Consider the following 18,864-nt stretch of genomic DNA (forward strand, 5'->3'; position numbering starts at 1 on the left):
CACCGTGGGCGAGAGCTCCCTGAGAGGCGTCTTTGACAACAAGAACGCGCTCGGATGGAACGCCGCAATCGCGACTTTCGCATGTAGCGTGATGGTGGCGGATCGCCGGGCGGGGCTGAGAATAGTCAGCATACCGCTGCTGTGCGCCAGTCTCGTTTGCCTCGTCGCGTCCCAGTCGATGACGGCTATGACCTCACTCGCCAGCGCGGTGGTGGCGACGTTTTTCTTCCTTGCTCTATCAAAGACCCGCGACCTTGGACGGGTGACCCTCGTGCTGGTCTGTCTGCAATTGGTCGCACTGGTCCTTGTAGGCCTCAGCGAACTACTCGTTCCCCTGCTCGAAGCACTGGGCAAGGATGCGACACTGACCGGTCGTGTTCCGCTCTGGCGGGAAGTGGATCACGCAATCGGAAGGCGGTTATTGTTCGGTTACGGCTATCAGGCCTTCTGGGCCGACTCCAACCTCGACGGCTGGCGCGTCCGAGCTGCGGCGGGATGGCCGGCGCCGCACGCCCATAATGGATTTCGTGACACATTGCTAAGCCTCGGGCTCCTGGGCTTCATCCCCCTGGTCTGGACCATTGCCCGCGCGGTGCGGCAGGGTGCGACGCTGCTGTGTGATGCTCCCGAGGAAGGTTGGCTGTGGCTGAACGTGCTGGTCATCATGTTCCTGGTGATGAACCTCACGGAAACGATCCTCCTCACTCAGAATAGTCTTCTCTTCGTCCTGTTTGCCACTGCCGTAATTATGTTCGCGATCCGGTTTCCGACCGAAGCGAGAGAGCTGACATCGGGATTACGTTTGCTCCGTCGCCGGATGGTGATGATTGTGGCGCTGATGGTGGTGCTGATGGCGGCTTCCATCGTGCTGATATCGGGGTTGAAGCCGAGCTATCACGCCGGGTCACGGCTGATGATCCACAAGCCCCTGGCAACCGCGCTGAGCACCGGCGATGCCGGCAACAATGCGCCGCTGAACGTCACGTCCGAGACCGAGCGGCTTCTGTCCAGAAGCGTGGCGGAGCGGGTCATTCGCGACTTGCGGCTCGATGAGCGGCCGGAGTTCAACCCGGCCCTGCGCCAGGCCTCTATCGTCGATGAGATCAGGGCAACGTTGCGCGGCCTGGTGAGCAACGATAAGCCGTCGCAACCGGCGGGAGGCAATCTCGAGCCGATCATCCAGGCCTATTACAAGGCGCTCAGCGTATGGCGCGACGGCCAGAGCGACGTCGTCCAGATCGGCTTTACGGCCGGCGATGCCGAACTGGCCGCCGCCGTCCCGAACCGGCTCATCAGCATCTATCTCGAAGAGCGCAAGGACAGTATCCGCAGCAGCCTCGATACGGCGGAAGCATGGATCGGCCAGCGCATCGGCGAACAGCAGGATCGCGCCAAGGCAGCCCGTGATGCCGCCGACACCTATCAGCAAACGATGGGCGTCGTTCAAAATGACGATGATCAGAGCGAACAGATCAAGGCGATCGTCGAGCTCAGCGACCGGCAGACGAAGATCGGACAAAGCCGCGCCGATATCAAGGATACGATTGCCGCGCTGGAAGCAGCCCACGACCCTTCGCTTGCCGCTCAGAACAAAGCCATTCCCGACAGCATCGGCGTGATGCAAGGCGACCTGCGGACCCAGCAACAGGATCTTGCGCGCCTTCTCGACATCTATGGCAACGATGCTCCCGCCGTGGTCGACCTGCGGGCAAAGATCGACACGTCCCGCGCCGATCTCAGCACTGCGGTCGACCGGTACCTGCAGTCCATGCGCGCCAAGCTGACCGCCCTTGATGACGAGGATCGCACCGTCCGATCGGCACTGACGGCTGCCTATGAGCAACGGTCCCGCTCTTCGCTGGCGCAGACCGAGCTGGTGCGGCTGCAGCGCGTTGCCGACAAGGAACAGACAGCCCTGGACAAGCTCGAGGAGCAGCGCCGCAGCCTGGTCGGACAGGCCATGCTGCCGGGCGCCGAACTGGAGGTTCTCTCACCGGCTGCAGTCCCGCTCGTGCCGCAGGGGCGCAGCCGGCTGTTCTATCTGATCGGCGCCTTCTTCGCTTCGATTTCGATTGCGGTGACGGCCGCCTTCGTGGTCGAGATGATGGACCGGACGGTGCGCAGCTTCGACCAGATCACCACAATGGCGCGCATCGTGCCGGCCGGCTTCGTCCCGCATTTAAGACGCAAAGACCGGAGAGATCCGTCGCGGCTGTTCGGGCAAACGCAGATCGGCATGTTCGACGAAGCGATCCGCACCGTGATGATCTCGCTCAAGCAGGCCAATGGCGGAAAGCTGCCGAACAGCATTGCCGTGACCTCGGCCCATAGCGGCGAAGGCAAATCGCTGGTGGCCGGATCGCTGGCAATCGAACTGGCGGCCAACGGAACGCCGGTGCTGCTTGTCGACAGCGACATCCGGCGCGGACATCTCGACACGCTGTTCAGGTCCGGCCTGAAACAGGGGCTGAATGAGTTCCTGAGCGGGCAGGCAAGTCTTGAGGATGTCGTCTATCACCATCCGAGCGGCATCGACTTCATCCCGACCGGCAACCCCCGTCTGCAGCGGCGCGTGCGTTTGACCGACGTGGCCGAGATCATCGAGATGGCCCGCGCCAGGGGCCAGATCGTCATCTTCGACAGCGCGCCCGTGCTCGCCTCGGCCGATACGATGCATCTGACGGCGCTCACTGAGCGAACGCTGATGGTCGTGCAATGGGCAAAGACCAGCCGGCGGGCCACCGAATTCTGCCTGCAGCAGCTCAGAAGCGCCCGCAATGCCGACATCGTCGTCGCCATCAACAATGTCAAACCCAAACAGCACGCCAAATATAACTTCCGTGACTCCGAATTGTACGCAAGGTCGTTGATGACCTATCAGAATTTCGAGACATCGCCGATCGCGGCATGGTTCACCCTGCGTTGGCTGCACCCGTATCTGGGGATGCAAAAATGAGAGCCAGATGTTTCGATCACCCGCATCACAGGCAAGGCGGGAACCGCCGTTCAAACACCGAAATACCGCCTGTCGATGGCATTCGGCGAGGCATTGCACCTGCATGGGGCGGCATAACGCCCGTCTCTTGCAGCATCGACTTCCCAGAAACAGCGTTAGTATTCGAGTTGGAGAGCGATCATGGATACCGGAATGAGACATGACAGGAAAGTTGCACTGATTACCGGCGTAACAGGTCAGGACGGTGCGTATCTGGCCGAGTTGCTCCTGGACAAGGGCTATATTGTTCACGGCATCAAGCGGCGTTCGTCGTCCTTCAACACCAATCGCATCGAGCATCTCTACGAGGATCCTCATGTCGAGAATCCGCGCTTCATCCTGCACTACGGAGATATGACCGACGCGACAAACCTCATCCGGATCGTCCAGGAAACGCAGCCCGACGAGATCTACAATCTTGCCGCACAAAGCCACGTCCAGGTGTCTTTCGAGACGCCGGAATACACCGCCAACGCGGATGGGACGGGCACTCTGCGGCTGCTTGAAGCTATTCGCCTACTGGGCCTGACCAAGAAGACCCGTTTCTATCAGGCATCCACCTCCGAACTCTACGGCAAAGTTCAGGCGGTCCCGCAGAACGAAACGACGCCTTTCTACCCTCGATCCCCCTACGCGGCTGCCAAGCTCTATGCCTATTGGATCGTCGTGAATTATCGCGAGGCTTATGGCATGCATGCCTCGAACGGCATCCTGTTCAACCATGAAAGCCCGATCCGTGGCGAAACCTTCGTGACCCGCAAGATCACCCGGGCGGCGGCTGCCATCCATCTCGGCCTGCAGGACCGGCTCTATCTCGGCAATCTGGATGCCAAGCGCGATTGGGGACATGCACGAGAATATGTCCGCGGAATGTGGCTGATGCTGCAGCAGGACGAACCGGAGGATTATGTTCTTGCGACCGGCGAAACGCATTCGGTTCGCTCTTTTGTCGAGAAGGCCTTTGCCAGGGTAGGCATGCCGATTGATTGGCGTGGGGAGGGTGCCGAGGAAAAGGGATACGACAAGATATCCGACCGCTGCGTGGTGGAGGTCGATCCGGCCTATTTTCGGCCCACTGAAGTCGACCTTCTGCTCGGTGATCCGACAAAGGCGCATACAAAGCTCGGCTGGAAAAACGAGGTCAGTCTTGACCAGCTGGTTGCGGAGATGGTTCGCGAGGACTTGAAAGTCATGGCCCGCAATGTTCCCTTGCTCAGTGCGAACAAGGGCTTGGTCCATGCCTGAGGTCATCTACAGCCTTGCCGGAAAAAAAGTCTATGTCGCGGGGCACCGCGGCATGGTGGGTTCTGCGATCGTGCGGCGTCTCGCGTCCGAGGGTTGCGAGATCTTGACGGCCCTGCACGCCGAGGTCGACCTGAGGCGGCAGGATCAGGTGGAGGCATGGATGGCAAAAAACCGGCCCGATGCCGTCTTCCTGGCGGCTGCGAAGGTCGGCGGTATTCTCGCCAATGATACCTATCCGGCCGATTTCCTCTACGACAACCTGATCCTCGAGGCGAACGTCATCCACGCCGCTTGTAAAGTTCGCGTCGAAAAGCTGATGTTCCTGGGTTCATCCTGCATCTACCCGAAGTTCGCCGATCAGCCGATCGTCGAAGAGGCGCTTCTCACCGGATCGCTCGAACCCACGAATGAATGGTATGCGATCGCCAAAATTGCCGGACTGAAGCTTTGCGCTGCCTACCGAAAGCAGCATGGCAAGGATTTCATCTCGGCCATGCCCACCAATCTCTATGGGCCAGGCGACAATTTTGACCTCGATTCAAGCCATGTCATGCCGGCGCTGATACGCAAGGCGCATGAGGCCAAGCTCAATGGCGAGCAGGAAATACGCATCTGGGGCACAGGAACGCCGCTGCGTGAGTTCCTGCATGTCGATGATTGCGCCGACGCCTGCGTCCATCTCATGAAGACCTATTCCGCCGAAAGTCACGTGAATGTGGGCTCAGGCGAAGACATCAGCATCCTGGAATTGGCAGGACTTGTCGCAGAGGTCATCGGATTCGAAGGCGAGATCACGCGGGACCTCAGCAAACCGGACGGCACGCCACGCAAGCTCATGAGCGCCGACAAGCTCCGCGCGCTCGGCTGGTCACCGAAGATAGGCCTGAAGGAGGGCATTGCAGACGCCTACCAGTCCTTCCTGAAGGGGAATTATCTCGAGCGCCACAACGAGGCTGCAGAGTGAGCGCAGCTCAGTTGTGGTCACAATAGTCGCGTTATCTGACGCGCCTGATCGTCAGCGTATCAAGGTCACGGGCCGCTTGAGTTTTCGCTTCGCCTTGCTTGCCGAAGGGGAGCCTCGGCACGCAACGCTTCCGTTGCCCGGTCGCGGTCAACCGGACGGCCGAACAGATATCCCTGCACATAGGGGCATCCGAGGCGCCGCAGACGTTCTGCCTGATCTTCCGTTTCCACACCTTCGGCCACAATCCGTGTACCAAGTCCGATCGACATGTCGAGAAGGGCTTTAACGATGACTGCGCCGGGTCCGTCGGACATCCGGTCAATGAAGGTCTTGTCAATCTTGATGATGTCGACGGGGAAATTCAGCAGATGCGTGAGCGAGGCATACCCTGTGCCGAAATCATCAAGCGCCACAAGCAGCCCTTCCCTTCGAAGCTCCTCGATCGCTTTTGCGACCTTCCCGTCTTTTTCATCCATATAGACCGTTTCGGTGACCTCGAGCACGACATGCTTGAGGGGCGTGCGGTGGCGGGCAAAAACGCTTTTGATCCGCTCGCAGAGATTTCCCTGATTGAAATCCGCCATCGATACGTTGACGCTGACATATTGAAACGAGAGCCCGAGATCGAGCCAGTATCGGATGTCGCGGGCGACCTGCTCCAGCATCCGGTCTGTCAGGAGATAGCCCACCGACGGATCCTGGAGCGCCTCGGCAAACGCGCCGGGTGAAAGGATCTGGCCACCGTCCGTACGAATGCGGCACAAAGCCTCAAGGCCAATGATTTCCTGCGTTGGAAGGCTGACAATCGGTTGGTAATGCGCCTCTATCCGATCTTCGGCCAAGGCGCTCGTCACTGTCTGCAGCGCCCGAAACCGGTTTGCGATCGCCCCGGCAAGATCGTCGCTGTAAAGCACAAAACCGCCTCTGGCTGTCTGCTTGGCATGGTGGAGTGCGAGATTTGCATGTTGCAGAAAGGTCGGAACGTCGGGTGGCCCGGACGGTTCGAAGGTTGCGCCCCCGCACGTGACCGAGACCGGCAGGAGATGTTCGTCGCGCTGCGGCGTCCGGTTCTCCATAGCACGTAGAATTTCTGCCGAAACCGCTGATAGGTCCGTTGCGGAACGATTTTCGATCAATACTGCGAACTCATCGGCATCCACCCTGAAGATCGCCGCCGGCGCCGCGATCCGTGCAACCGTTTGACCGACCTCCAGGATCAATCTGTCGCCGGTCGCATGCCCGAAGGCGTCGTTGACCCGGCCGAGATGATCGATATCGACGAGCAGAACCGAAAGAGGCGCGGAGGCACAGTCGACCGCGGACTCCAGCGTCTTCAAAAAGTTGGCACGGTTGCCGAAGCCGGTGAGATTGTCGAAAAAGGCGAGCCTTTGATTATCGGCTTTCACCTCCTCGCGCTCGAGCACCAGCGAGCAAAGGTCGAGGCACTCGGCGACGATCATGCGTTCTTCGGGCGTGGGGCCGCGATTGTCCCTGTAGTAAAATCCGAACGCGCCGAGCACGCGTCCGTCGCTGCGCAGTATGGGGCTCGACCAACAGGCCTTGACGCCATGTTCTTTCGCAAGGATGTCGGCAAGCGGCCGATAGGGGATCCAGAGCGGGTCTGCAAAGATATCGGTGACGGCGATCGGCCTGCGGAAATGGGCAGCCGTGCCGCATGAGCCAACATCAGGCCCAATCGGTATTCCGTCGAGCGCATCTGAATAAGTTTTGGCGATCGTCGGCCCCGCCAGGGGATGCAGGAGCCCTTCGCGGTCAACGGTCACGATTGAGCAAATGACGCCGGCGGCAAGCCGTTCAGCATGCTCGCAAATACGATCGCAGGCATCTTCGAGGGAAGACCCTCGTGCCAGCATATCCAAGATTTCCTGCTGAAGCTGTCCTCGCATGCCCGGCCTCGTCATGTTGCCTTTCGCTCGAATGGCCTCGAAACCCGTTCGACCGGCTACGATCAAAAACTAGCAGGTACTATGTTACGGGTTCGGAAATTTATCGACTACAATTCGAAGCCCCAGATTTACGGTACGTTCTCGCCTTATGGGCGGTCGCGGCTGCAAGTTACAACGACGGCGAAGTGATTGGCGGGATAGGTTAGACGCGTTTAGCCCTGAAGAATGTGTTTTCGCACCAGTTCCTTCAGACGCTCCGTATCGGCAGCTTCGATTGCATCGACCATCAGGTGGTGCTCCCGGCCCGACTGTTCCACACGGGCGCGGGTGCGCCACTGTGAAACCGGCGCCGATGAGGTTCGCTGGCGAATTTCCGTGATGAGGTCGACCAGTTCCTGATTGCCGCCGAGGATCAGCAACTGGCGATGAAAGGCAAGATTTGCTTCATAGAGTTCCAGCATCGTGCCATTCAGCACCATGAAGTCGAACTGCTCTGCCAGTCCGCGCAGATTGGTGATGTCTGCCCGCGACGCGTTCTGAATGATCGTTCCGACGATGGCCGTTTCCAGGATGATGCGGATCTCGCTGACTTCCCGCGCGCGCCGACCGTCCGGCTCATAGACATGGTAGCCGCGGTTCGGCACATGTTCGACAAGCCTTTTCTGGGCGAGGCGATCGAGAGCCCGGCGCACTTCAGGCCGCGTGCAACTGTAACGTCGCTCAAGATCGATCTGCTTCAGCCACGTTCCAGGCAAGAGGACACCGGCCAGGATATCCTGAAGCACGAGATCCGTCACGTCGCGCCCATTGGACACTCCCTGCCCCGAATCCATCATGACATCCGCCATTCGAACTTCTCCTGACTTTCTTCATCGATATCACGGGCTGAGGCATGTCCGTAAGGCAGTCCGAACAGTTTGCCGTGATGAAAATTTATTCGTGCACACGGATTGCGCATAAATTTTTTGTATCCTAAATTGGCGCCAATTTTGGATACTATGCAAAATGAAGCTGTTTTGGAAGTCATGAAAAACTCGGACGCCGTGTGGGACATCGTCGAAGCCAAGCGCGAAGCCTTCTTTGCACTCAGCGACCGGATCTGGGATATGCCGGAGACGAATTACGAGGAGTATCGCTCCGCTGAGGAGCACGCGCGCCAGCTGGAAGCGGAAGGATTTCGTGTCGAGCGAGGCGTTGCAGGACTGCCGACGGCTGTCATGGGCGAAGCCGGCGAAGGTGGCCCTATTATCGCGATCCTCGGAGAATTCGATGCGCTGCCGGGGCTTAGCCAGGAGGCCGGCGTCGCCGAAAAGCGTGAGGTGACGGCAAATGGCAATGGCCATGGATGCGGCCACAACATGCTCGGCGCCGGTTCGATGCTGGCGGCAGCAGCGGTGAAGGATTTCCTCGCTGCAAACGGCCTCAAGGGTCGCGTGCGCTATTACGGCTGCCCGGCAGAAGAAGGCGGGTCCTCGAAGGGCTTCATGGTTCGTGCGGGTGTCTTCGATGACGTCGACATTGCCATTTGCTGGCATCCGGCTGCCTTTGCCGGCGTCAATAACCCGGTCTCGCTTGCCTGCAACGAACTCAACTTCCACTTCACCGGCCGCTCCTCGCATGCCTCGGCAACGCCGCATCTCGGCCGCAGCGCACTCGATGCCGTTGAGCTGATGAATGTCGGCGTCAACTATATGCGCGAACATATGCCCTCGACAGCGCGTATCCATTATGCCGTGACCGATACCGGCGGGTCGGCGCCGAATGTGGTGCAGGCCCGTGCGACGGTGCGTTATCTCATCCGCGCCCGCAACCTGCCTGAACTCCTGTCGCTCGTCGCCCGCGTCAAGAAGGTGGCGGAGGGCGCAGCCCTCATGACCGAGACGTCGGTCCGCAGCGAAGTGATCAGTGGCGATGCCAATCTCGTCGGCAATGTTCCGCTCGAGGAACTGATGTTTGCCAACCTCGAACGCCTCGGCCCGCCCGTCTTCGATGAAGACGACCGCGCCACTGCCCAGACATTCCAGGCGACCATGAGCGCCGAGGACATAGCCTCTTCCTACGCGCGCTTCGGTCTTAAACCGAAGAAGGGCCAGCCGCTTTGCGAGGAAATCTTCCCGCTCTATGCCGGCGACAGCACAATCGTTGGTTCAACCGATGTCGGTAGCGTCAGCTGGGTCGTACCAACGGTGCAGATGCGCGGCGCGACCTATGCGATCGGCACGCCCGGTCACTCCTGGCAGCTGGTCGCTCAAGGCAAGCTTCCAGCCGCCCACAAAGGCACGGAACATGCGGCAAAGGTCATGGCCAGCACCGCCATTGACCTGATCCGCAATCCGGCACTCATCGAGGCGGCCAAGGCGGACCTGAAGGGCCGCCTCGATGGGACGCCATTCGTCAATCCTATCCCCGATGACGTTCAGCCGCCACTGCCGGAGAAGCAGGCACCATGAACCAGCCCGGCATCCTCGAGCTCATAAGCTTCGGCCCTGATGGTTGGGGCAAGGCGCTGCTGGCCGGCGCGTGGATGACGATTCTGGTTGCGATTTCCGGTTATGCGATCGGCGCTGTCATCGGCACTTTCGGCGCCTGGGCGAAAATATCGGGCGGGCGAAGCCTCCGGATCGCCGCCGACACCTATACGACGGTCCTTCGCGGCATACCGGATCTTCTGGTCATTTACCTCTTCTATTTCGGCGGCAGCGCCGCCGTCACCGCTCTCGGCCGCCTGTTCGGCGCTGAAGGTTTCCTCGGTTTTCCGGGTTTCCTCGCCGGATCTCTTGCTGTCGGCGTCACCTCAGGTGCGCAATTTACCGAAGTCTTCCGTGGGGCGTTCAAGGCGGTCCATTCCGGTGAGATTGAAGCGGCAATTGCCTGCGGCATGGGCCGTATATTGCGGTTCCGCCGTATCGTCGCGCCGCTGACGCTTCGCCACGCGCTTCCGGGCCTCGGCAATGTCTGGCAGGTCGTTCTGAAAGAGTCCGCGCTCGTCTCCATCACCGGCGTCGCCGAACTGCTTCGCCAGACACAGGTGGCGGCAGGTTCGACCGGTCTGCCCTTCGATTTCTATGTCGTTGCGGGAGCGATCTATCTCATTATTTCAACCGGTTCCGGCCTTTTCCTAAGGCGAGCTGAAAAGCACTTCTCTCGCGGCGTGAGGAGAGGCTGATGGATTGGCAATTTCTCGGCGAAACCTTCGTCAGTCTCGTTTCCGCCATCCCGCTGACGCTTCAACTTGCCGCGACCTCGATCGCGCTCGGCGCCATCCTGGCGCTCGCGATCGCACTGTGCCGGCTCTCCGGCATCATGGTGCTCGAATGGTTTGCGCGCGCCTATGTCTTCGTCTTCCGCGGAACGCCTCTGCTCGTGCAGATCTTCCTGATCTATTACGGGCTCGGCCAGTTTCCCGAGGTCAGGCACAGCATCTTCTGGCCGTTCCTGCGTGAACCCTATTGGTGCGCCGTGCTTGCGCTGACCATGAATACGGCCGCTTACGCCAGCGAGATCATTCGCGGCGGACTTCAGTCTGTGCCTTTCGGCCAGATCGAGGCGGCGCGCGCCTGCGGCATGCCCCGGCTTATGCAGTTCCGTCGCATCGTTCTTCCGCTTGCAATCCGACAGGCGCTGCCGGCTTACAGTAACGAGATGATCGCCATGGTGAAGGCAACGTCGCTCGCCTCGATCATCACCCTGATGGAGGTGACAGGCGTCGCCGCCAGGATCATTTCCGAGACTTACCGGGCAATCGAAGTCTTCATCGTTGCAGGCGCCATTTACCTGGCGATCAACTTCCTGCTGACGCGCCTCGTCCACCTTGTCGAATATTGGCTGAGCCCGCATCTGCGCCAACCTGTTCCCCACCATCCGGTGGCCGCCCCCGCATCCGCACTCGAAGGAGACGCCCGATGACTGCGGCGAATGCCCCTATTTCTCCGATCGCGCTCAGCGTGAAGGATCTGCACAAGAGCTTCGGGCCTATGGAGGTCCTGAAAGGCATCTCGCTTGATGCACATGAAGGCGATGTCGTCTCGATCCTCGGGTCTTCCGGTTCGGGAAAGTCTACCTTTCTGCGCTGCATCAACCTTCTGGAGATGCCGAATTCCGGCGAGGTGACCGTCGCAGGCGAGACGATCCGCATGGTGGCCGACCACACAGGCGGCAGTCGGCCAGCGGAACGCAGGCAGGTCGACCGTATCCGCTCGCAGCTCGGCATGGTCTTCCAGAGTTTCAATCTCTGGTCTCACAAGACGGTGCTCGAGAACGTGATCGAGGCGCCGGTGCATGTCCTCGGCCGCTCGAAGGCGGAATGCATCGAGGAAGCAGAGGCGCTACTTGCCAAGGTCGGCATTGCCGAGAAGCGGAATTTCTACCCCTCGCATCTTTCCGGTGGCCAGCAGCAGCGCGCGGCGATCGCACGCGCGCTTGCCATGCGGCCGAAGGTGATGCTGTTCGACGAGCCGACGTCGGCGCTCGATCCGGAGCTCGTCGGCGAAGTACTACGCGTCATGCGCGCGCTCGCCGAGGAAGGCCGCACCATGCTGGTCGTCACCCACGAAATGGGCTTTGCCCGCGATGTCTCCAGCCGGGTCGTCTTCCTGCATCAGGGCGTCGTCGAAGAGGACGGCAAGCCGCTGGAGGTCTTTGCCAATTCCCGGTCGGACCGTTTCCGCCAGTTCATCAGCAAATAGTTTTCTCGGCCCAAACAAAGAAAAGGGGAGCAAAAACATGACGTTCTTTTCACGGGTTCTGACGGCGACATCAGCCGCAGCCATCATCGCGACGGCCGGCATCGCGCATGCCGAAGACAAGAAGTGGACGACGGTGACGATCGCCACCGAAGGCGCCTTCAAGCCCTATAACTTCACCAAGCCGGATGGTTCGCTCGATGGTTACGAGATCGAGCTGACCAAATATCTCTGCGACCACATGAAGGTCGAGTGCAAGATCGTCGTCCAGAATTTCGATGGCATGATCCCGGCGCTGAACGCCGGCAAGTTCGACGCCATCATCTCCGGCATGTCGGCGACGGCCAAGCGCGAAGAGGTTATCGCCTTCAGCGATTCCTACGGCTCCACCGGCCAGGCCTTTGCGACCTCGAAGACGGGCGATCTCGCAAACCTGCCTGAAAAGGGCCAGGTCTTCTCGCTCGCAAGCGATGAAGCGGGCGCTGCTGCCGAGATCGAAAAGATCAAGCCGGCGCTCCAGGGCAAGACGATCGGCGTTCAGACGGCCTCAACCGCAGCGACCTTCGTTGACAAATATCTGAAGGGTATCGTCGATGTCAGAGAATACAAGACGACGGAAGAGCATGATCTCGATCTCAAGGCCGGTCGTGTCGATATCGTCATGGCGTCCATGGCCTATCTGACCACGGCTTCCGAGAAGCCAGGCAACGAGGACATGACGACCACCGGCCCGCGCTTCCAGGGCGGCTTCCTCGGCCGCGGCAGCTCCGTTGGCCTGCGCAAGAGCGACACCGAGTTGAAGGCCATGTTCAACGACGCAATTGCCGCCGCAAAGGCGGATGGCACGATCAAAACGCTGTCGGAAAAGTGGTTCGGCTTCGACGTCACGCCGAAGTGAGTAAATTTGCGATTGATACCCGGCGAGTGAAAGTCGCCGGGTATCGCCATTTGGCCGGCCATCAGCGCCTGTGCGTAGCGTTCCACCGATCTCCTTGATGGCAGAGACGTCGGACCAGCCATGGCGCTCAACATTCCGTCGCGGAATATTCAATGGATAGACCCTTGCAGCGCTCGTAAAGCGGCGCCTATACCGCTATTCGTGTGGCTGCGAGTATTGCGATCGACAAGCCCGATATTGGGACCGAACCCATTGCGAAGGAGTAAGCTATGGCCAATCTTCCCGATATGACGAAACACCGCGGCTTCCCATCGGGCATGCCGGGGAGCGGCATTCAGTTCACCATCCGGCGGGCCAATCCCAGGGGCGTGACGCCGATCAAGGCCCTGCCCCGCCGCGCCCGACCCGGCACGGCAGAGCACCGGGTCGATGCAGCCTTCCTGCATGCGCTCTGGCATCATTTCGGGGCAGAGCCCTTCGAGCGTGGCAATCTGGACGCGGCTCGGCTCAACCTGCTCTTTGGACGAGAAGTGGTGGCTGTGGACAAGGATTTCGATCCGATGTCCTATGAGGCGATGCTCGTCATCGACGAAAAGGTAGCACGTCAGAATTTCCCGGAATCGTTTGAAGATGTCATGGAAATTTGATGAGAGCGCTGGCGATGGGCACTGAGCGTTGGGTTCACGGCCATCATCATCGGAAAGCCGAGCACGTAGCGATTGCCCATGTTGTTGTCTCAATCAGAGCTGCCAATAGATCCCTTATGGCGCGAAGCTTCGTGGGTTTCCTAGAATGAAATCGTAAACCGGTTCGGGCTGTCCCAGCCCGGTCGTCCGCAAAACCGGCGGAATGCTTGCCGATGCTTCTGCCCTGTCAGCAAGGATCGCTGGCGACATTCCAAGTGCCTGCGAAAAGGCCTCATGCGGGACTTTCGATAGTTGACGAAACAGCCCGGCGGCGCGGCCTGCATGACGCATGGCCGGTGCGCGCTTGCCTTCGCGGATCTTCACGCCGGCAGCAGAGAGCAGGATCAAGCCCTTAAGCAGGGTGCGCAGCGCACTGCCTCTCGCCGCGACCTGCCAGATCCCTTCCCAGGCCTCATGGGCTTCCCAGTAATAGCCATGGTTGAAAAGGTCAGAGCCCCACGCGAATTCATCGGAATCGAGTGTCGGAAGAATCGGCGCAGGCTCGACCCGGTAACTGTGCCCTGCCGGATCCCTGACGGGATGGGGCATTCGGCCGGGCAAATAGGCGTAGCGCGGAAAGCTTCTCTGCGGCAGTAGACGAGGACGTTGCATAACCTCAACAATCATCATGCCGGTGACCATGATCGCAAGCGAAGCTGCGCGCAAGCCGGCCGACAAATCGCTTCGTCGCCCGCCATTGGACCGGCTTTCCTTATAAGCGCGGAACGACGTCGCCGACGCACGCCGATCGTCCTACGAAAGGGCCTCGTCTACGGCGATTTGTGCCATCGCAAGTGCTGCTTCGCGGTTTTTCGCCGCCGCGACGAAGAGGCCTTTGTGGCAGAAGGTTGCTCCTGCGACGCCGCAGACGCGCTCGAGTTCCTGGCCGGTCAATCCCGCCCATGATGCAGGCAAATCGGCACGCAGCTCGAAGCCCTCGTCTGCGCGGCGGATACCGGTCAGGCACCAATCATTTTCCCGGGGGTGAACAACGAAAAGCAGATGATCGGCCTTCGCCCTTACGATCGCCGCACGAAAAGGCATGCCCATCGGCAATTCGAGGACGCGCCCCTCACCTGTTTCGTTGATCGCCCCGAGAACGAGGGCTTCGGCGCGCAGCTTGGCATCCTGCGTCGCAATACCGGCCTCGACGAAGCTTCGCGCGATCGAAAGGGCGGCATGGAACGCCCTGTCATCGGCCTCGGGATCCTTGGCATCGAAAACAGGCTTCAGGGTTTCCAGCAAGGCCGGCAGCGTAAGGCCGGCCAGCTCGCCTGCGATGGAAGGATCAAGTGCACCATTGTCGGTCAGATCGACAGGCAAGACGAACTTGGCGTCGAACGAGGCATGCACCGATGAAACATGCGCTTCGGGCACTCCTAGCGCTGCAAGATAATCCGCTCCATAGTGTTTCCAGACCAGGCCGAAGGAACTGTAGGGTCGTCCGTCCTTACGCACGGGCGCGCCACGCTGATGGTGGTCGAAAATACCTGCGGCGGGATCATACTGCCCGCCGACGTCGTAGATGATGCGATCGGTGGCCGGTGTGGTCCATTCGACATTTCGGCTGCGAATGATCCTGGCCTCAGGGAACAGCCGGGTTAGGATGACGCTCGAAAGCAACTCATCGGCGTGGAAGCCGCCGGAATGCGTAACCAGGTATGAAGGGGTCATTGTCAGATGCGTCTCTCGGAACCGGAACTTTGTTGCCCGTCCTGATAGCCTGCGTCGGTCGCGAGCTCAACAGCGGGTGCGGGAAGCGACAGAATTCTTTCGATCCGGATAGCTTGCAGGCATGCTGGACGTGATGCAGCCACAATGCTGCAGTAATACGGTAAACATCCGAGGATATTGTATCCTCGATGATGCAGGCTCCGTTGCCCGATTGCCGACGCGCGCTTGCCACCTTCCCATCAGCGATTTGTAGCAGCCGCAGTGGAGTATTGCTTCTGCGCGTGGATCTCATACAGACCAGATCAAAACGACCCCATCAGCTGGCGGAAACGCCGCTCGCCGAGCGCTAACGCACCTTGCCGCAGTCTCCTAAGACAAGGCATCAGTTGCAAGCTGCGCAGAGCACTCAAGCAATCATTTTTAGACAATCAGGAGCGAACCCTCGTGGTTCGGATCTATCATGAATAATCACCATTTCGCCCACCCCAATAGAAGTGCTACACCATCGAGGCAGCGCCTGCTGGATCGACACAAGCAGTACCTTCAGTTTGCCGAGCTGAAATCTTTGGCCGGCGACCGGATCGGCGCAGAAAATGACTACCAGCATGCCGAACACTTCTTCCGCAGCGCTGCCCAACAGAAAGACGCCGACCGACTATGAACGCGACGATGACGGCCGGCCAAGACGCCGGTACCGAAAAAGCCTGGCTCAAGATTCTCTCGAATTACCGAAAACCCAATACAGGCCGAAGCCTGTACGAACTGGCCGTGACGCTGATCCCGTTTATCCTTCTTTGGGCAGCAGCGTGGGTTGCGATCCACTTCGGCTATTGGCTCGGCTTAATCCTCGTCATCCCTGCCGCCGGATTCCTCTTGCGGCTCTTCATGCTGCAACATGATTGCGGACACGGCTCGTTCTTCGGACGGCGTCAGTGGGATGACTGGACAGGGCGCGCGATCGGCGTTCTCACGCTCACACCCTACGACTATTGGCGACGCGCGCACGCGGAACACCATGCCTCAGCCGGCAATCTGGACGAGAGGGGGGTCGGCGATATCACCACGCTGACGGTCGAGGAATATCGCGCCCTGACGAGGCGAGGAAAACTCACCTATCGCCTATACCGGCATCCCCTGGTCATGTTCGGCATTGGCCCTGCCTATCTTTTTCTCTTCAAGCAAAGACTGCCATTCGGCATGATGCGCTCCGGGGTGTTGCCCTGGCTTTCGACGATGGCGACCAACGCAGGCATCGCTGCGCTGGCCGTTCTCCTCATCTGGGCCGTCGGCATCGTTCCCTTTCTGCTGATCCATCTGCCAATCGTTCTGCTTGCCGGATCGGCTGGTGTCTGGTTGTTCTATGTTCAGCACCAATTCGAAGATACACACTGGTCCAAGCCTCCGGAATGGACGTTCCCCTATTCCGCCATGCATGGCGCCTCGCATTATGATCTGCCGCGCCCGCTGCGATGGATCACCGCCAATATCGGCATGCACCATGTCCACCATCTATCGAGCCGAGTGCCGTTTTACCGGTTGCCGGAAGTGCTGCGTGACTATCCGGAGCTGGCGAAGCTTGGGCGCATCAACATTCGTGACAGCCTCAGCTGCGTGAAACTCATCCTCTGGGACGAGACGGCACGACGGCTGATTTCGCTGCGCGAGGCAGAGGCGCGCGCCTAACTGCAGCCCCGGCGCGCGCAGCAATCGGTCAGCTCAGATTTTTCAGATAAAGCGAGAGCAACTGCGTCTGTGAGGAGATTCCGAGCTTGCGGTAGACGTTGCGGCGGTGAACCTTCACCGTCCCCGTCGAGATGTTGAGCTTCAGGCCGATCGATTCCGACGAATGGCCCTGCAGCACCAGTTCGACGATTGCCGTTTCACGGCCCGTCAGGTTGAGGTCGTGCCAGACAGTATCGGCGCGCGGGCTGCCCTCGCTTTTGCGGCGGCTCCTGCCTCTCGCGGCAAGCTGCGTGTCGAAGCGCGGCGCGAGCCCGGCCCAATACTGTTTCACCATGCTGGCCACGAGCGGCTCGACCTTCTTCAGCGTGGCGAATTCGGCGGGCGGGAAAGCGCCGGTCTTTTCGCGCCGCATTAGCGACAACACGACCGTGATATCGCCACCGACAGGTACGAAGAAGCCGATTTCCTCGGCAAGTCCGGTCTGGACGTAATAGGTGCGATAATATTCGCTGGAAAAGAACCGGTCCGGCGCCAGCTCGCGCATCCTGAAGATGCCCTCCCGCCGTTCGTGTGCGGTATGATAGAAGGGATCAAGCAGGTAAGGACCGGCCTGATAGAGCGTCACGAAAACGACGTGCTCTTCGCGATCGAAGGTGCTGTAGAGATCGATCGGCCGCTCTTTTCCGCGATAGGCGAAGACGACGACATAGTCGAAGCGCACGAGTGCGGCCATCATCTGGCGGAACGTATCGCCGAAGCCCGCATCCGTCATGGCTGACTTGCCGACCGTGGCATTGAAAGCGGCAAACAGCGTCTCCAGGTCGATACTCACTAGCCCTTCCTCTCCGCCGTTCCGCGCAGTTTCGCGCAGCCCGGATATACACCTTCCACGAAACGTTGTGCGCCTAAATACCTCTCTCGGGGTATATACCGTGCAGGAAGCTCAGGCTTACTCTTTCCTTAACGACGGTGGCAATAAGGCAGCGACAGACTGCCATTCCAACCAACCGCAGGGAACAGACGTGGCATCCGCTTCGACGAACGATATCGAATTCCGTTCGGTCACAAAAAACTATGGCGCCGTGACCGCCGTAACGGACATCAACCTTACTGTGCCCAAGGGCGCGTTCCTGGCGCTGCTCGGGCCTTCCGGCTGCGGCAAGACGACCTGCCTGCGCATGATCGGCGGTTTCGAACAGCCGAGCGAAGGCACCGTGCTGATCGACGGGCGCGAGATGAACGGCGTTCCGGCCTATCGCCGACCCGTCAACATGGTCTTCCAGCACTATGCGCTGTTTCCGCATTTCAATGTCGAGCAGAACGTTGCCTATGGGCTGAAGCAGATGCGCCCGAGAATCGGGTCGGCGGAGATCGACCGCCGTGTCGCCGAGGCGCTCGAGATGGTCCGACTTGGTGGCTTTGCCACGCGGCGGATTCATGAAATGTCGGGCGGCCAGCAGCAGCGTGTGGCGCTCGCTCGTGCCATCGTCAATCGCCCCTCCGTGCTGCTGCTCGACGAACCGCTGGCAGCCCTCGACAAGAAGCTGCGCTCGGCGATGCAGATCGAGCTGCAGACCCTGCAGCGCGAACTCGGCATCACCTTCGTCCTCGTCACCCACGACCAGGAAGAGGCGCTTTCGATGGCAGATGTCGTCTGCGTCATGAGTGCCGGGCGCATCCGTCAGCTCGGCAGCCCGCAGGAAGTCTATGACCGCCCGGCCGATCTTTTCGTCGCCGATTTCGTCGGCAAGACCAACCGCATCACTGCCGCGATGGAACCTGATGGTACGACGCTGCGGCTGGCGGACGGGTCGGCGATGGCCTCCGGCAAGCGGTTGGCGCCAGGAGACGTCATCGCTGCGCTGCGCCCCGAGGCGATCCATATGACACGTACGGCGGCGGCGACCGGCACGTCGTTCAAGGGGACAGTGACGCACCGCATCTTCCTCGGTTCATCGGCGGAGTATGCCGTCAGCGTGCCGGGGCTTGGCGACTTCCTGATCACGGCCGATCGCCGCAGGATGAACGAGAGCGATCTCGTGGAGCCGGGCGAGGAGGTTTTCCTCGGCTTCGACCCCGCCGCCATCCATGTCTTTCCAGCATCGAATGCATAAACCAAAACAAGGGAAC

At 60.0% G+C, this 18,864-nt stretch carries 17 protein-coding genes and 1 pseudogene; 13 read left to right on the forward strand and 5 right to left on the reverse strand.

Annotation, left to right across the window (positions count from 1 at the left end):
• Positions 1–91: 91 nt before the first annotated feature.
• From AB8B33_RS29215 to fcl, 4 genes and pseudogenes are all read left to right on the forward strand, one after another.
• Positions 92–556: pseudogene (locus tag AB8B33_RS29215) on the forward strand (O-antigen ligase family protein); the annotation flags it as partial.
• Positions 557–748: 192 nt separating this feature from the next.
• Positions 749–2,956: a GumC family protein gene (locus tag AB8B33_RS29220; RefSeq protein WP_439018883.1), complete on the forward strand. Its 2,208-nt coding sequence runs from the start codon at positions 749–751 to the stop codon at positions 2,954–2,956.
• Between the two features lie 180 nt (positions 2,957–3,136).
• Positions 3,137–4,240, forward strand: a complete 1,104-nt coding sequence (gene gmd, locus AB8B33_RS29225; protein ID WP_439018038.1) for a GDP-mannose 4,6-dehydratase — start codon at positions 3,137–3,139, stop codon at positions 4,238–4,240.
• Positions 4,233–5,204 carry a GDP-L-fucose synthase gene (gene fcl, locus AB8B33_RS29230; RefSeq protein ID WP_439018039.1) on the forward strand — a complete coding sequence of 324 codons (972 nt, stop codon included), beginning with the start codon at positions 4,233–4,235 and terminating at the stop codon, positions 5,202–5,204. The genes gmd and fcl overlap by 8 nt, the downstream gene beginning before the upstream one ends.
• A 65-nt stretch (positions 5,205–5,269) precedes the next feature.
• Here the strand turns inward: fcl and AB8B33_RS29235 are convergent, their stop codons facing one another.
• Together AB8B33_RS29235 and AB8B33_RS29240 are read right to left on the reverse strand one after the other, a co-directional pair.
• A complete protein-coding gene (locus AB8B33_RS29235; protein ID WP_439018040.1) occupies positions 5,270–7,111 on the reverse strand; it encodes a putative bifunctional diguanylate cyclase/phosphodiesterase in 1,842 nt (613 codons plus the stop codon).
• Positions 7,112–7,323: 212 nt separating this feature from the next.
• Positions 7,324–7,959: a GntR family transcriptional regulator gene (locus tag AB8B33_RS29240; protein WP_113320323.1), complete on the reverse strand. Its 636-nt coding sequence runs from the start codon at positions 7,957–7,959 to the stop codon at positions 7,324–7,326.
• Between the two features lie 177 nt (positions 7,960–8,136).
• Between AB8B33_RS29240 and AB8B33_RS29245 the strand changes: the two genes are divergently transcribed.
• The 6 genes from AB8B33_RS29245 to AB8B33_RS29270 all read left to right on the forward strand — a co-directional run bounded on the left by AB8B33_RS29245 (position 8,137) and on the right by AB8B33_RS29270 (position 13,338).
• Positions 8,137–9,561: a M20 family metallopeptidase gene (locus AB8B33_RS29245; RefSeq protein WP_439018041.1), complete on the forward strand. Its 1,425-nt coding sequence runs from the start codon at positions 8,137–8,139 to the stop codon at positions 9,559–9,561.
• Entirely contained in the window at positions 9,558–10,277 is a 720-nt protein-coding gene (locus tag AB8B33_RS29250; RefSeq protein WP_007826850.1) for an ABC transporter permease, read from the forward strand. Before AB8B33_RS29245 ends, AB8B33_RS29250 begins: the two co-directional genes overlap by 4 nt.
• Positions 10,277–11,017, forward strand: a complete 741-nt coding sequence (locus AB8B33_RS29255; RefSeq protein ID WP_439018042.1) for an ABC transporter permease — start codon at positions 10,277–10,279, stop codon at positions 11,015–11,017. Before AB8B33_RS29250 ends, AB8B33_RS29255 begins: the two co-directional genes overlap by 1 nt.
• Positions 11,014–11,796 carry an ABC transporter ATP-binding protein gene (locus AB8B33_RS29260; protein WP_439018043.1) on the forward strand — a complete coding sequence of 261 codons (783 nt, stop codon included), beginning with the start codon at positions 11,014–11,016 and terminating at the stop codon, positions 11,794–11,796. Before AB8B33_RS29255 ends, AB8B33_RS29260 begins: the two co-directional genes overlap by 4 nt.
• A 37-nt stretch (positions 11,797–11,833) precedes the next feature.
• Positions 11,834–12,691 (forward strand): transporter substrate-binding domain-containing protein, encoded by an 858-nt coding sequence (locus tag AB8B33_RS29265; RefSeq protein WP_439018044.1) that lies wholly within the window; start codon positions 11,834–11,836, stop codon positions 12,689–12,691.
• 269 nt (positions 12,692–12,960) lie between these two features.
• Complete coding sequence (locus AB8B33_RS29270; RefSeq protein ID WP_113320329.1) at positions 12,961–13,338, forward strand: hypothetical protein; 378 nt, start codon at positions 12,961–12,963, stop codon at positions 13,336–13,338.
• Positions 13,339–13,452: 114 nt separating this feature from the next.
• Here the strand turns inward: AB8B33_RS29270 and AB8B33_RS29275 are convergent, their stop codons facing one another.
• The gene (locus tag AB8B33_RS29275) at positions 13,453–14,019 is read right to left on the reverse strand and encodes a DUF309 domain-containing protein (protein ID WP_113320430.1); all 567 of its coding nucleotides are present in this window, start codon (positions 14,017–14,019) and stop codon (positions 13,453–13,455) included.
• 111 nt (positions 14,020–14,130) lie between these two features.
• Positions 14,131–15,051 carry an MYG1 family protein gene (locus AB8B33_RS29280; protein ID WP_439018045.1) on the reverse strand — a complete coding sequence of 307 codons (921 nt, stop codon included), beginning with the start codon at positions 15,049–15,051 and terminating at the stop codon, positions 14,131–14,133.
• Between the two features lie 460 nt (positions 15,052–15,511).
• Between AB8B33_RS29280 and AB8B33_RS29285 the strand changes: the two genes are divergently transcribed.
• Entirely contained in the window at positions 15,512–15,712 is a 201-nt protein-coding gene (locus AB8B33_RS29285) for a DUF4167 domain-containing protein (protein ID WP_113320331.1), read from the forward strand.
• Positions 15,709–16,734 (forward strand): fatty acid desaturase, encoded by a 1,026-nt coding sequence (locus AB8B33_RS29290; protein WP_439018046.1) that lies wholly within the window; start codon positions 15,709–15,711, stop codon positions 16,732–16,734. Before AB8B33_RS29285 ends, AB8B33_RS29290 begins: the two co-directional genes overlap by 4 nt.
• Before the next feature lie 28 nt (positions 16,735–16,762).
• On the opposite strand, the gene AB8B33_RS29295 is transcribed toward AB8B33_RS29290, so the two are convergent.
• Positions 16,763–17,566, reverse strand: coding sequence for a helix-turn-helix transcriptional regulator (locus AB8B33_RS29295; RefSeq protein ID WP_439018047.1), 804 nt, complete (start codon positions 17,564–17,566; stop codon positions 16,763–16,765).
• Positions 17,567–17,756: 190 nt separating this feature from the next.
• Here AB8B33_RS29295 and AB8B33_RS29300 point away from each other — a divergent pair, with 190 nt between their 5' ends.
• Positions 17,757–18,848 (forward strand): ABC transporter ATP-binding protein, encoded by a 1,092-nt coding sequence (locus AB8B33_RS29300; protein WP_439018048.1) that lies wholly within the window; start codon positions 17,757–17,759, stop codon positions 18,846–18,848.
• Positions 18,849–18,864 lie beyond the last annotated feature (16 nt).

The sequence above is a fragment of the Rhizobium sp. 768_B6_N1_8 genome, assembly GCF_051811225.1.
Lineage (GTDB): Bacteria > Pseudomonadota > Alphaproteobacteria > Rhizobiales > Rhizobiaceae > Rhizobium.